A 13892-nucleotide genomic window follows, 5' to 3' on the forward strand; every position below is an offset into this window, starting at 1 on the left:
ACCGCTTCTTTTCTTTTTATTTGCCGGGTGAAATGATAAAATAAAGCTATTCTGAATAATGGAGAACGATTAATGAACAAGAAACCCTTAATTATTTCAACTGATCCCGGGATCGATGACGCGGTCTGCCTAACGATCGCCCTGTTCGCCAAGGAACTGGACGTGAAGCTGATCGTGCCAACCTGGGGCAACGTTTCTTTGGAGAAGACTTTGAACAACACCCTGCGCCTGCAGGCCTTCCTGGGCACTAAGGTCCCAGTTGTGGCCGGGGCCAAGTTGCCTTTGGTCAAGGAAGCCATCGATGCTTCTGAAGTCCACGGGGCCAGCGGGATGGACGGCTTTGACTTCCCGGAAGCTGACCAGAGCCTTTTGGTAGAAGGCTTAGCCGCGACCAAGATCCACGAAGTAGTCAGCCAAAGCCCGGAAAAGGTGACCTTGATGCAGATCGGGCCAGCCACGGACTTTGCCCTTTACTTCCGCCAATACCCGGAAGACCTGGACAAGATCGACCGCCTTTACATCATGGGTGGAGCCCTGGGCCGGGGCAACTACGGTCCTTACGACGAATATAACGTTTCCGGGGACCCGGAAGCAGCCAAGATCGTCTTTGACTTGGGCGCCAAGGGCCTGGACATCTACGTGGCTCCTTTGGAAGTCGGCAACCAGGCCTTCGTTGACGCGGCCAGCCTGGAAGAAATCAAGGCTTTGGGCCGGGTCGGGGAAATGATCTACGGGCTCAACTCTCAATATGAATTAAACGACGCTGACGCCGATTCTGGCAAGCGGATCTATGACGCCTTGACGGCTGCCATGTTGCTGGCGCCAGATCTGTTTGAAGTTAAGGAAGCTTACGTGGCGGTAGACACCAAGGGTCCTTACACTTACGGGGCTTCAGTCATGGACTTTGAAGGCTTCTTTGGCCAAAAGGCCAACGCCAAGATCGCGGTCAAGGTTGACCGCCAGGCCTTCAAGGACTGGTTCCTGGCTGCAATCGCACAAGCAAAGTAGGTGGCTGAATGGCTGATTATGTTTACCGGACGGTCATGCTTGACATCAAACGCCGGATTTTAGCGGGCGAATATGAGGGGATGCGGCTGCCCGATGAGCGCAGCCTGGCCGAACAGTATCAGGTCAGCCGGTCGTCGATGAAGCGGGCTCTGGAACTTCTTGCCCAGCAAGGTATCGTTTTTAAGAAGCGGGGCAGCGGGACTTTTATCAACCCCTTGTACTTGAAGAACCAGGCCATGTTCCGCTATGAAGGGTCCAACCTGGGCTTGACGGACAGCTTTTTAGCGCCAGGCAAGAAGCAGGGGATTAAGCTGCTGGAATTCAAGGTGGTCAAGGCCAGCCCGGAAACGGCCCAGGACCTCTTCTTGAGTGAAAATGACTTTGTCTACCAGTTCAAGCGCCTCCGCCTTTTGGACGGCCAGCCCTTCTTGATTGAAGAAGGCTTCGTGCCGATCAAGATCCTGCCGGAGCTTAAAGAAGAGATTCTGCAGGGGTCCTTGTTCAACTACCTGGAAGACGCGCAAAACAAGGCGGTCACCCGGTCTTATTTGACCATTACGGTTTCCCCTTCAAGCGCGGAAGACCAAGAAGCGCTGCAGCTCAAGGCCACTGAGCCGGTTGGCGTGATGGATGGGATCTTCTTTTTGGATGACGGCACGCCATTTGAAGTCTCCAGCATGCGGGTTCACTACAAGTACATGCGCTTCAACAGCTTTGTCAATTTGAATTAAGAGTAAATAAAGCGGACAGGCATACCTGTCCGTTTTATTTTTCACTTTTTCTATCTTTTCTATCTTTTGTCTTTTCTTCTTTGCAAAGTATTTTAAGGATTTGTAAAATTGGTAGGATCCAATTATCAGATTGATTGACTTGCTTTTTGTAAATGGTATGATTGAAACAAGTAAAACAGAAAGTTCCTCAAAGGAGTAAAAAGATGACAGCAGATTACGATTCAAAAGAATATCTAAAGAGCGTCGACGCTTGGTGGCGGGCCGCCAACTACTTGTCAGTCGGCCAGTTGTTCCTGCTCAAGAACCCCTTGCTTAAGGAAGAACTGACGGCAGACGACGTCAAGATCAAGCCGGTTGGCCACTGGGGCACGATTGCGCCGCAGAACTTTATCTACGCCCACTTAAACCGGGTTATCAAGAAGTATGACTTGAACATGTTCTACATCGAAGGTTCCGGTCACGGCGGCCAGGTGATGGTTTCCAACTCATACCTGGACGGGTCTTACTCTGAAATCTACCCGGAAATCAGCCAAGACGAAGCCGGGATGACCAAGCTCTTCAAGCGCTTCAGCTTTCCGGGCGGGGTAGCTTCCCACGCGGCTCCGGAAACCCCGGGTTCAATCCATGAAGGCGGGGAACTGGGCTACACTTTGTCGCACGCGACTGGCGCGATTCTGGACAACCCGGACGTGATTGCCGCCGCTGAAATTGGTGACGGGGAAGCTGAAACCGGCCCGCTGGCTGCTGGCTGGTTCTCCAACCGCTTCATCAACCCGGTCAAGGACGGGGCTGTCTTGCCAATTCTGCAGGTTAACGGCTTTAAGATTTCCAACCCAACCATTACTGCCCGCATGAGCGATAAAGAACTGACCAAGTACTTTGAAGGCATGGGCTGGAAGCCTTACTTTGTTTCAACTTTCAAGGGTGGCCGCTTTGACGGGATGAAGGATATTAACCAGATCCATGAGGAAATGGCCAAGACCCTGGATGCCATCATTGAAGACATCAAGGCTATTCAAAAGAATGCCCGTGAAAACGGCGATGAATCATTTGCCCACTGGCCGCTCTTGATCTTCCAATGCCCGAAGGGCTGGACTGGTCCTAAGGCCGATTTGGACGGCAACCCAATTGAAAACTCCTTCCGGGCTCACCAGATTCCGCTTCCGGTTGACCAGAAGCACATGGACCACAAGGAACTGTTGCTGGACTGGCTGAAGAGCTACAAGCCGGAAGAACTGTTTGACGAAACCGGCTACCCGACTGACTTAGTCCTGCAAAACGCGGTTCATGGTGACCAAAGAATGGCTATGAACCCAGTCACTAACGGGGGGATCAATCCTAAGCGCTTGAACCTGCCAGACTGGCGCGACTTTGCCTTTGAAGTTGGCAAGCCGGGCTCCAAGGACGCCCAGGATATGGTGGAATGGGCCAAGTACCTGACCAAGGTGGCAGAACTGAACCCGACTACTTTCCGGGGCTTTGGCCCGGACGAATCCAAGTCCAACCGCTTGTTTGACTTCCTGGACAGCGAAAAGCGTCAATGGGAAAGTGAAATCCACGAACCAAACGATGAAAACCTAGCTGCGCAAGGCCGTTTGATTGACTCACAATTGTCAGAGCACCAAGATGAAGGGATGCTGGAAGGCTACGTTTTGACTGGCCGCCACGGCTTCTTCGCTACTTACGAAGCCTTTGGCCGGGTGGTTGACTCCATGCTGACCCAGCACATGAAGTGGCTGCGGAAGGCTAAGGAACAATACTGGCGCCGCGATTACCCATCATTGAACTTTGTAGCTACGTCAACTGTCTTCCAGCAGGACCACAACGGCTACACCCACCAGGATCCAGGTCTTTTGACCCACTTGTTTGAAAAGAACCGGCCGGACATGATTCATGAATACCTGCCAGCTGACACCAACACTTTGCTGGCTGTAGCTGATAAGGCCTTCCGTGACCGGGAAGGGATCAACCTGCTGGTAACTTCCAAGCAGGAACGGCCGCAATGGTTCACTCCTGAAGAAGCCGCCAAGCTGGTTGACAAGGGCCTGGGCTACATAGACTGGGCTTCAACTGACAAGGATGCCAAGCCGGACGTGGTCTTCGCTTCAACGGAAACTGAACCGACCATGGAAACCCTGGCAGCAATCGACATCCTGCACCAGAACTTCCCAGACTTGAAGATCCGCTACATCAACGTGGTTGACGTGATGAAGCTGATGGCGCCAAAGGATAACACAGCTGCTATTTCCCAAGAGGAATTCGACCGCCTCTTCCCAACTGACGTGCCAACCGTTTTTGCATGGCATGGCTACAAGACCATGATGGAATCCATCTGGTTTGCCCGCAAGCGTTACAACGTTTCAATTCACTGCTATGAAGAAAATGGTGACATTACCACGGCATTTGACATGCGGGTCTTGAACCACCTTGACCGTTTCGACCTGGCCAAGGACGCGGTTGAACAAATCCCAGCCTTGAAGGACAAGAGTGCTGCCTTCATTGACAAGATGGACAGCCTGCTGTCTAAGCACCACGCTTACATCCGGGACCACGGTGAAGACATTCCAGAAGTAACTTCTTGGAAGTGGACTGGCCTGGACAAGTAAGAGCATATATAATTCCAAAAAAATTATTAAAATGTCGTTCCGCGAGGGACGGCATTTTTTCTTTTGACTAGCTAAAAAAAGCGAAAACATGGTAAAACAGGTCGGGATTCCTGCCTTCTTTTCACTGACCTGCCCCGGATGAAAAAGGGGGACGTCTTCTACGTCCACAATCTGGGTCAGACCCTGGCCTACAAGGTGGACCAGATTAAGGTTATCAAGCCAACCCAAGTCGACCAGCTCAAGATTGTCAAGGGCAAGGACCTCTGCACCTGGATTCCTTACAATCCAAAGTCCGAAGCCAAGGCTAAGGAGAGAATCCGGAACCGCCTCTTCTGGATTATCATCGCCATCCTTTTACCGGTCTTGGCGATCATCATCTTCATCTGGCACAAGAAGCGGAAGAAGAAGAAGGCTAAGGCAGACAAGGAAAAAGAACAAGAATAAGTAGGTAAAACGGGCCGTCCGGATTTTCCCGGACAGCCCGTTTAATATTTTCCGGGATTAATGTAGTTTGTGAAAAAAACTCTGCAAATGATGATAGAATAAAGGTAAATAGTTCAATTGGAGTAATAGGTGAATTACAGTGACGACAACACAAATCTGGATTAATTTACTAGCAATCGGTGTGATCTTTGTTTTTGCCTCCTTCTTTGTCGCGGCGGAGTTTGCCCTGGTGCAAGTCCGGCCCAGCCAGCTGGAGGACATGATTGCCAACGGGCAGGGGAACGTGAAGAAACTTAAGCGGGCCCTGCACATGTCGCAAAATTTAAATGAGTACCTGTCAACCACCCAGGTTGGGACTACCTTGGTCGGGGTTATCCTGGGCTGGTTCGGGGCGGACACCATCGCCAGCATTTTTGAAAGGCTGCTGGCCCTGACCCCCATATCCAAAAATCTGGTCAACTCAGTCGGAGCCTTGATCGGGGTCATTGCCTTGACCTACTTGGAAGTGGTTTTGACGGAAGTCGTGCCGAAAAATATCGCCATCGATGCTCCGGTTAAGATGCTGATGTGGATCGTCAATCCCCTCCAGCTCTTCCACACCTTGGTTTATCCCTTTGTCTGGCTTTTGAACGTCAGCTCCTCTGGCATCTTAAAGATGCTGGGCTTTAACCCGGTCGATGAAGAAAACCAGGTCTACTCCCAGTCAGAAATCATCCGCTTGAGCAAGAACGCGGTGCATGGCGGTGCTCTGGACAAGGAAGACTTGACCTATATGGAAAGAGCCTTCCAGCTGAACGACAAGACGGCTAAGGACATCATGACTGACCGGACCCGGCTGACAGTTTTAGATGCCAGCGAAAACATCAAGACTGCCCTGGACAAGTATCTGGAAGACGGCTACAGCCGCTTCCCGGTAGTGCGAGAAAATGACAAAGATGATGTGGTCGGCTATGTCTACGCTTATGACATTGTTCAGCAGAGCCGGATTGACGACCGGGTACCAGTAACCAGGATCAATCGGACCATCATTACCGTGCCGGAATCTATGCCCATCCAGGACATCCTCCGCTTGATGATCAGCAAGCACACTCCAATCGTGCTGGTTGTCGACGAATACGGCGGCACCAGCGGGATCGTGACTGACAAGGATATTTACGAAGAGCTCTTCGGGTCAGTTAAGGATGAAATCGACGACGTTTCTGATGACTACATTATCAAGGACGCCGAAGGCAATATCCGGGTCTCCGGCAAGACCACCCTTTATGACTTTGAGCGCTACTTCCACCAGAACCTCAAGAGCTTCCAGAACAGTGACATCATCACTATCGGCGGCTATATGATGGAACGGTATCCCGACTTGAAGAAGGGAGAGTCAATAGAACTGGAAGGCTTCCGCTTCACCTTGGACGATATCCAGCAAGGTTTCATGCGCTGGTTCATCGTTGAAGGGCCAAAGACAAACGATCAAGCCAAAAAAGAAGAATAAGATTCAGAAAAAAGAACGGTTTTTAGGCAAAATCCGTTCTTTTTTGTTAAAATAATGGTATAATCTTGATATATTATTTTGAAAGCAATTAGCAATCGAGGAAACCTAATGAAAAGTATTCATGACGCAGTTGATCACAAGTTGTACAGCGAAGAAGACATCGCGGAAATGACCAAGCGGCTTGGCCAGCAATTGACCAAGGACTACGCTGGCAAGCGGGTTCTGGTTGTTGGTGCCTTGAAGGGGGCTATCTTCTTTCTGACTGACCTCCTGCGGGAAATGGACCTGGCTTGCGACATTGACTTCATCGACGTTTCCAGCTACGGCAACGGGACTGAATCCAGCGGCAAGATCACGGTAACCCATGACCTGGAAGCTGACGTGACTGGCCGGGACGTTTTGATCGTCGAAGACATCGTGGACACTGGTTTGACTTTGAAGTTTATGAAGGACGAACTGCTCAGCCGCGGCGCCAACTCAGTCAAGTGCTGCGTCTTGCTGAACAAGACGGCCCGCCGGACGACTGAAGTAGATGTTGAATACTACGGCACCCACGTGGGCAACGAATTCGTCATCGGCTACGGGATGGACTTTGCGGGCCTTTACCGGAACCTGCCTTACATCGGCGTCATCAAGCCAGAAGTCGTTGAAGAATTCAGCAGCAAGCACGAACACGACTAATTTTTCCTAAAAGAAAATGGATCATCCAGACGGATGGTCCATTTTTGCTTGATTTTCTTTTGTCTATTATTTTCTTTTGCCCTAATGAAGCTCTTTCCAGTAGTAGACCGGCAGGCCCAGGAGGGTGATGCCCAGGCCAATCATGGAGAGGGCGAACTGGTTGATGACGGTCATCACGATGATGAAGAGACCCCCGATGATGGAAATCAAGGGAATGACCGGGTAAGCCGGCGTCATGAAAGGCCGGGCCAGGTCCGGCTCTCTTTTTCTCAGCAAAATGACGGCCACTGACAGGAGGGTGGTGAAGGTCCACATGACGAAAACCAGCATGTCGGTCAAGATTTCAAAGTTACCCAGGGAGATCATGATCAAGGCGATGGCATTGATCAAAAGGGCGGAGAAAACCGGGACTCCGCTTCTGGCAGAAGTCTTGGCCAATTTCTCAGAGCCGGGCAGGCGGTTGGCCTGGGCCAGGATATATGGCGTCCGCATCCCCGTCAGCATAAAGCCGTTGCAGGCTCCGTAAACCGACAGGAGAATGCCGACCGTGACGATTTTCCCCCCGGCCTGGCCAAATAGCTTAAGAGAAGCGTAGTAGGCGGTATTGTCGTTGCCGATGATCTTGTCAAAAGGCAAAACCGCCATAAAGGCGTAATTGACCAGGACGTAAACGACCGTGACCAAGGAGAGGCCAAGGATGATGGCCCGGGCCAGGTCCTTTTTCGGATTCTTCATTTCCTTAGCCAGGTTGGTCACCACGATCCAGCCTTCAAAGGCAAAGAGGGCAGACAAGAGCCCTTGGCTGATCCCGGCCAGCCAGCCGCCACTGCTATCCACCGTAACTGGCCAGAGACTGACGGAGACTTGCGGGCGGATGATTGCAAAGACGATGATCAAAAAGAGGGGGATGAGCTTGATGACCGTGATCACCGACTGCATCCAGGCTGAAGCCTTGGTCCCCAGCATATTGATCAAAAAGAGCAAAAGAACCACGCCGGCAGCGATCCACTTGCTGCTGGAGGCCGGCAGGCCCGCCAGGACCACGAACTGCTGGCCGAAAATTGAAGCTAAAGCCGCGATCTGGGCGGGGAAGTAGACAGTCATTTCCGCCCAGCCGAAGAGAAAGCCCCAGATATTGCCATAGCTGTAGTCCAGGTATTCAATGGCCCCGTTGACATTCAAGGCGGCCGCGATTTCTGACACGGTCAAGCCCGAGCAGATTGAGATGACTCCGGCTAAAAGCCAGACTAAGATGGTGGCTGAGGCCGACCCGGTGCTTTGGGAGATGCTGCCAATCTTAAAGAAGACCCCGGCTCCGATGACTGAGCCGATAACGGTTGCCAGCGCCTGGCCAAAAGAAATCTGTTTTTTCACGAAATACCTCCAGTAAAACAAGTCTAACCCTTAAATTATACAAGAAATCTTTCTGCTTGGTCTAGGCGGATTTCTCGGCTAAAATGGTAGAAGGAGGTTTTGGGCGATGGGGCAAAAAAAGCATTTCCAGCATCAGGCGACACTGCCGGCCCTTTTGATTCTGCTGGCCGCGATTATCAGCCTTTTGGCATATGGCCTGTACAATTATGCCAGCCAGACGACCCTGCCAAAAGGAGCCAGCCAAAGCGCGGTCGGCCTGAAGGTCAGCCAGGCAGATTTTGACCTCAGCCGCCTGGAAAAGGGCGGCTTGTCTTTCGTTTATCTGCCGGTTGACCAGAATTTTGCCGCCAGGCGCGAGCAGGTAGCCAAGACCAAATTGGCCTATGGCAGCATCATTGAGGTGCAAGGGGAGAAAAATGCGGAAAAGCAATTATCCCGGGCGAAGCGCCTGGCGGCTGGGCATTGGGGGGCCTTGCCCATCCTGCTGGACAGCGGGCAAGATGACCCCAGCGCCGCCAATTTAACGGCGATGAGCAAGCTGGCCTATTCCCTGGTCAAGAGTCATGAGATTATGGTCAACGCCCCGGTCAAGTACAAGAAGCTTTTTCCGGCGGGATGCAAGTTCCTGGCTACCTCGGCGTCAGCGCCAAGCAAGCTGGACTACTGCTTCTGGCGCTATACGGAAAAGGGCAACGTGGCCGGAGTCAGCGGGATCGGCTGCAAGAATGTCATGTATGCCTATATCGGGACCAGCCAGCAATATAAAGAAAAGTATGGACAATTAGCACAATGATTTACACAGAACAAATTCAAGCAGTTTTGCAAAAGGAAGGCAAGAGCCAGCCAACCTTGATCCAGAAAGAGACTTATGAGGCCATTAAGAATGGGGCCAGCCTGGTCGCTTTGGCCAAGACAGGGACAGGCAAGACCCTGGCCTATGCCCTGCCGGCTTTAGAGCGGGTCATCCCGGGGGAGAAAAATTCCCTGGTGATTTTGGCCCCAACGACTGAACTGGCCGTCCAGATCAGAAATGCCATCCTGCCTTTTGCCAAGGCCCTGGGTCTGAAGACTTTAGCCTTGGTTGGGGCCGGCAACCGGCAAAGACAGGACGAACGGCTGAAGAAGGACAATTGTGAAGTCCTGGTCTGCACTCCGGGCCGCTTCTTTGACTTCTTCTCCTCGGGCCGGATTAAACTGGTCCAGATCAAGACCCTGGTGATCGATGAAGCTGACGACATTTTGGAATTCGCCAAGCTAGAGCTTTTGAGTTCTTTAGGGCAGAACCTGCCTTCTTCCAGCCAGATCCTCCTCTTTGGGGCCACTGAATCTCAGATTACCCAAGAGGCGGAAGAAATTTTTGCCCGCCACTTCCTTTTAGTCGACGTCCGCCCCGACCAGGGCAGCCAGACTGAACACGTCTTTTTGCAGGTGGACAATGAGCACAAGCTGGAATACCTGCAGCGCTTGTGTAAGCTGGACGGCTTCCGGGGCCTGCTCTTCTTTGACTCAAATGAGGGAATGCTGCGCTTTGCCAGAATTTTTGCCCACAGCAAGACCCGCTTTGAAGTTTTGGCCAATAATTTCTCAAAAGACAAGCGCCAGCGGGCCATCCGTGACCTGGCCAAGGGGAAGGTCAAGCTGCTCTTGGCCACTGACCTGGCGGCCCGGGGCTTGGACATTCCAAAACTAACCTATGTGGTTAACTACGAAATCCCGACTGATGCCAACACATACATGCACCGGGCAGGCCGGACCGGCCGGATGCAGCAGGAAGGCAAGGTGGTGTCTCTGGGTAACGACCACGACCTGCGCAAGCTGAAGAAGCTTTTGGAAGGGGAAGTGACCGTCGACCGGGTCTACTTTGCCGGCTACCACTTGAGTAAAGAAAAGCCGGTCAAGAAGGAAAAGGCTGAAGACAAAGACAAGCCAGCTGTAATTGAGCAGCCAGTTAAGAAGAAAAAGAAGTCCAAGAAGAAAAACAAGAACAAGGGTTATCACCCGCATTATCTGAAGAGGAAGAAGCAAAGTGAATAGCGTGATTGACTGGCTGGAGCGGCACCTGCTGCCCTTGGCCAATAATCTGGCCTCGGTCCGCTGGCTGGTGGCCCTCAGGGATGCTTTTATTTCCACCCTGCCGATCAGTTTGACCGGGTCGGTGGCGGTTTTAATCAAGAGCCTCATCATTGCCGCCAACCGCAACTGGGGCTGGCATGTTTTTTACCAGCTCATGCAGCCATCGATCTCCATCTGCAACTTCGTCTGGCGGGGGAGCGTGGCCATGTTTGCCCTCTTCTTCGTCCTCAGCTGGGGCTACCAATTGGCTAAGGCCTGTGAGGTGGACCCCTTGGCCGGGGCGATGACGGCTCTTTGTTCTTTCATGATGAGCATTGCCAACTATTCCTACCTCATGCAGGGGAATAAGCGGATTAAGCTGGACCAGGCTTTTAACATCAAGCAGCTGTCAACGACAGGGATGTTTACGGCAATTCTTTTTGGCGGCCTGGGCGTGGCCCTGTACATCCTGGGGGTCAAGGCCCGGCTGGGCCTGCATATCCAGACGGCCATGCCCCCGGCCCAGATCGCGGCCTTTGAAGCAGCGATCCCGGTCATGCTTGCCCTCTTTATCGTGGGCGGGCTGAACTATCTCTTCCAGACCATTACCGGCCAGTATTTTGGCGACTGGCTCTTAGAGATCATTCAGCTGCCACTTTTGAAACTGGGCCAGGGCTTTATCATGGTGATTGCCATTACGGCTTTGACCCAGCTCTTCTGGTTCTTCGGGATCAATGGGGCCAGTGCCTTAGCTCCGGTTGTCGGGTCGATCTGGGCTACGGCCCAAAACGCCAACCTTTTGGCGGCAGCTAACGGCCACAAGATCCCGTATTTGTGGACCAATACTTCTTTTGTGGTCTTTGGCGTCAATGGGGTCTGCCTGCCTTTAGTCATCGCGATTTTGCTGACCTCCAAGCGGGGGGACCAGCGGACTTTGGCCAAGGTGGCCCTGGCTCCGGCTGTCTTCAACGTCAATGAGCCTATGCTCTATGGGCTGCCGATCATCTTGAACCCGGTCTGCTTTTTGCCTTTTACCCTGGCTCCTTTAGCCAATGTTTCCTTGGCTTATCTGGCGACCAAGCTGGGCTGGATCAATCGGGTCCAGGCTTCGGTGCCTAATATCATGCCCCCGGTCATCGGCCCTTATCTGGTCACTAACTATGACTGGCGGGCCCTGGTCTTGTCCTCGGTCAACCTGGTCATCGCGGTCTTGATTTGGTTGCCCTTTGTCAAGGCGGCTGACCAGATTAGGCAGACGGATGAACCCCGCCGTTTTTTCATGCCGCAATACTAATGACTTAAGCGAAAGCACTAGCTTTTTCAACACATTTTTTGTAGAATAAAATGTGTTGTATGGCCTGGTAGCTCAGTTGGATAGAGCACTGGTTTCCTAAACCAGGTTGTCGCGAGTTCGAATCTCGCCCGGGTCATATCTGCCCCTCACGGAAGTGAGGGGTTTTCTTTTTGCCTTTTGCTGCTTTTTTCATACTTTTTTCCTCCGTAGCTTATTGCTCTTCAATAAGAAAAATATTAAAGTGTTGACGAACAGCATTGCAAAGGACGGGAGCTTCCTCTTCTGGGCAACCATGAAGGTTGACAAGCCAGGTGTGCAAGTTGCTATCCTCTTAGGCGCCATCAAGATGATGATGCCAAACTTCCTGAGATACCCAGTGATCGGGATCCCGATCGCTTTAACAGCGGCTATCTCAACTCTCTCCGTGCCAATCCTTGGCATGCAGGGGACCCCGGCTTCCGGTGGTTTCGGTCTGATCGGGGCGGTTTCTCCTTTAGCAGCCTACAATGCCGGCTTCCACAACGTGCTGGTGCTGGTCATCGTCTGGGTAGTCGTGCCATTCGCGGTTGGCTACCTGATGAAGAAGATCTTCGTTGACTGGACCAAGATCTGCAAGCCGGAATACTTCATCAGTCCGGCCCATTAATCATCATTAAAATACTCCTTAATCTATTCCAATAAACCATATTTTTCCTCAGATAGTTCAAGTCCGCGGCTGAAGCTTTGTCAGCCGCGGCTTTTTCTTCTTCCTTGACAAAAAATTATATTATTAGTAGGCTAAAGTAGTCAATTGTTAAGGAACCTTTAAATTCAGTCCCGTGAGGCTGACAAGGACATTTCTGTTCCGGGTTCCAGTATTTGGAAAGGAAGATTTCTTTTGAAAGAAGACAAGACATTCCGGAACCCTGAAGCGGTTTTGGACGTCCAGGACAAGCCGAAGTTCGGTCCCTGGCTGCTGCTCTCAATCCAGCACCTCTTCACCATGTTCGGTTCGACCGTCCTGGTTCCGCTTTTAATCGGCTTAAAGCCAAGCATCGCCCTCTTCTGTTCAGGGGTGGGGACCTTGGTCTACATCCTCTGCACCCAGGCGAAGATCCCAGCCTACCTGGGCTCATCTTTTGCCTTTATCGCTACTATGCAGGCCTTGATGAAAAATTACGGCTACCCGGCTGTAGGGCAGGGGGCCATCGCGGCTGGTCTGGTCTACGTCATCGTGGCCCTCTTGATCGCCCGCTTCGGTTCCCGCTGGCTGGACAAGATCCTGCCGCCAATCGTGGTTGGCCCGATCATCATCGTTATCGGCCTGTCACTAGCGACGACCGCGGCTAACGACGCCATGTTTAACGCCAGCGGCAAGTACAGCCTGGCTTACTTCGGGGTAGCGATTTTTACCCTGGTTATTACCATTATCTTCAACATGTTTTTGAAGGGCTTCCCGAGCATGATCCCGGTTTTGCTGGGGATCATCTGCGGCTACCTCATGGCCCTCTTCTGCGGGATCGTTGACCTGTCCGGCGTTGAAAGCGCCAAGTGGTTTTCTTTGCCCGTCTTTGATGTTTTAGGCGTCAGTTACAAGTTCAAGTGGTACGCGGACGCCATCATCACTATGGCGCCAATTGCTTTTGTTACTATGACTGAGCACATGGGCCACATCATGGTCTTAAACAAATTGACCAAGCGGAACTTCTTTGAAGACCCGGGCCTGCACCGGACCCTGCTGGGCGACGGTCTTTCCAGCATCATCGCCGGCTTTTTAGGCGGCCCGCCAACCACCTCCTACGGGGAAAACATCGGCGTTTTGGCCATGACCAAGGTCCACAGCGTCTTCGTCTTGGGCGGGGCAGCCTTCTTCGCTATCGTCTTCTCCTTCGTCGGCAAGGTGTCAGCGGTGATCGAATCCATCCCAACCCCGGTTATCGGGGGGATCTCCTTCCTGCTCTTCGGGATGATCGCGGCCAACGGCCTGCGGATCCTGGTTGACAACAAGGTCGACTTTGAAAAGAAGCGAAACCTGGTCATCGCTTCCGCCATCCTGGTTATCGGGATCGGGGGCACCTACCTCAAGATCGGCTCATTCCAGCTGACCAGCATCGGTTTGGCTACGGTCTTCGGGATTCTCTTGAACCTGATCTTGCCGGAAAAGGCAGCCAGCGAACAATAGAATTTTTGCAAATAGCTTTCCATAATTGCATGGAAGGCTATTTTTTATTTAAAAA

The 13892-nt window shown here is 52.1% G+C and carries 12 protein-coding genes and 1 tRNA gene; 12 read left to right on the forward strand and 1 reads right to left on the reverse strand.

The annotated features are described in order from the left end of the window. Positions 1–72 precede the first annotated feature (72 nt). The 6 genes from LJ046_RS04210 (at position 73) to hpt (ending at position 6956) form a co-directional block, all read left to right on the forward strand. The gene (locus tag LJ046_RS04210; RefSeq protein WP_002877998.1) at positions 73–1008 is read left to right on the forward strand and encodes a nucleoside hydrolase; all 936 of its coding nucleotides are present in this window, start codon (positions 73–75) and stop codon (positions 1006–1008) included. 8 nt (positions 1009–1016) lie between these two features. Next, a complete protein-coding gene (locus LJ046_RS04215; protein ID WP_002877995.1) occupies positions 1017–1739 on the forward strand; it encodes a GntR family transcriptional regulator in 723 nt (240 codons plus the stop codon). Positions 1740–1942: 203 nt separating this feature from the next. Next, positions 1943–4345, forward strand: coding sequence for a phosphoketolase family protein (locus tag LJ046_RS04220; RefSeq protein WP_002877992.1), 2403 nt, complete (start codon positions 1943–1945; stop codon positions 4343–4345). A 138-nt stretch (positions 4346–4483) separates the two neighbouring features. Further along, complete coding sequence (locus LJ046_RS10600) at positions 4484–4789, forward strand: sortase (RefSeq protein WP_002877990.1); 306 nt, start codon at positions 4484–4486, stop codon at positions 4787–4789. Between the two features lie 139 nt (positions 4790–4928). Next, positions 4929–6275: a hemolysin family protein gene (locus tag LJ046_RS04230; protein ID WP_035176514.1), complete on the forward strand. Its 1347-nt coding sequence runs from the start codon at positions 4929–4931 to the stop codon at positions 6273–6275. A 108-nt stretch (positions 6276–6383) separates the two neighbouring features. Further along, a complete protein-coding gene (gene hpt, locus LJ046_RS04235; RefSeq protein WP_002877987.1) occupies positions 6384–6956 on the forward strand; it encodes a hypoxanthine phosphoribosyltransferase in 573 nt (190 codons plus the stop codon). 81 nt (positions 6957–7037) lie between these two features. Here the strand turns inward: hpt and LJ046_RS04240 are convergent, their stop codons facing one another. Then, the gene (locus tag LJ046_RS04240) at positions 7038–8330 is read right to left on the reverse strand and encodes an APC family permease (RefSeq protein ID WP_002877986.1); all 1293 of its coding nucleotides are present in this window, start codon (positions 8328–8330) and stop codon (positions 7038–7040) included. A gap of 106 nt (positions 8331–8436) precedes the next feature. On the opposite strand from LJ046_RS04240, the gene LJ046_RS04245 reads away from it, so the two are divergent. From LJ046_RS04245 to LJ046_RS04275, 6 genes are all read left to right on the forward strand, one after another. Beyond that, positions 8437–9123, forward strand: coding sequence for a glycoside hydrolase family 25 domain-containing protein (locus tag LJ046_RS04245; RefSeq protein ID WP_002877985.1), 687 nt, complete (start codon positions 8437–8439; stop codon positions 9121–9123). Then, positions 9120–10364, forward strand: a complete 1245-nt coding sequence (locus LJ046_RS04250; protein ID WP_002877984.1) for a DEAD/DEAH box helicase — start codon at positions 9120–9122, stop codon at positions 10362–10364. The genes LJ046_RS04245 and LJ046_RS04250 overlap by 4 nt, the downstream gene beginning before the upstream one ends. After that, entirely contained in the window at positions 10357–11676 is a 1320-nt protein-coding gene (locus LJ046_RS04255) for a PTS sugar transporter subunit IIC (RefSeq protein WP_002877983.1), read from the forward strand. Before LJ046_RS04250 ends, LJ046_RS04255 begins: the two co-directional genes overlap by 8 nt. A gap of 61 nt (positions 11677–11737) precedes the next feature. Next, positions 11738–11812, forward strand: a tRNA-Arg gene (locus LJ046_RS04260). 105 nt (positions 11813–11917) lie between these two features. Beyond that, the gene (locus tag LJ046_RS04265; protein ID WP_002877982.1) at positions 11918–12322 is read left to right on the forward strand and encodes a PTS sugar transporter subunit IIC; all 405 of its coding nucleotides are present in this window, start codon (positions 11918–11920) and stop codon (positions 12320–12322) included. A gap of 231 nt (positions 12323–12553) precedes the next feature. Then, positions 12554–13837: a uracil-xanthine permease family protein gene (locus LJ046_RS04275; protein WP_002877981.1), complete on the forward strand. Its 1284-nt coding sequence runs from the start codon at positions 12554–12556 to the stop codon at positions 13835–13837. Positions 13838–13892: the final 55 nt, after the last annotated feature.

Origin of the sequence: Lactobacillus delbrueckii subsp. jakobsenii ZN7a-9 = DSM 26046 (genome assembly GCF_001888925.1) — a bacterium.
Lineage (GTDB): Bacteria > Bacillota > Bacilli > Lactobacillales > Lactobacillaceae > Lactobacillus > Lactobacillus delbrueckii.

Excerpts from the sequence above, each read along its gene's own strand:
- LJ046_RS04210 (WP_002877998.1), top strand. The coding sequence starts at position 73 with ATGAACAAGAAACCCTTAATTATTTCAACTGATCCCGGGATCGATGAC.
- LJ046_RS04215 (WP_002877995.1), top strand. The coding sequence starts at position 1,017 with ATGGCTGATTATGTTTACCGGACGGTCATGCTTGACATCAAACGCCGG.
- LJ046_RS04220 (WP_002877992.1), top strand. The coding sequence starts at position 1,943 with ATGACAGCAGATTACGATTCAAAAGAATATCTAAAGAGCGTCGACGCT.
- LJ046_RS10600 (WP_002877990.1), top strand. The coding sequence starts at position 4,484 with ATGAAAAAGGGGGACGTCTTCTACGTCCACAATCTGGGTCAGACCCTG.
- hpt (WP_002877987.1), top strand. The coding sequence starts at position 6,384 with ATGAAAAGTATTCATGACGCAGTTGATCACAAGTTGTACAGCGAAGAA.
- LJ046_RS04245 (WP_002877985.1), top strand. The coding sequence starts at position 8,437 with ATGGGGCAAAAAAAGCATTTCCAGCATCAGGCGACACTGCCGGCCCTT.
- LJ046_RS04250 (WP_002877984.1), top strand. The coding sequence starts at position 9,120 with ATGATTTACACAGAACAAATTCAAGCAGTTTTGCAAAAGGAAGGCAAG.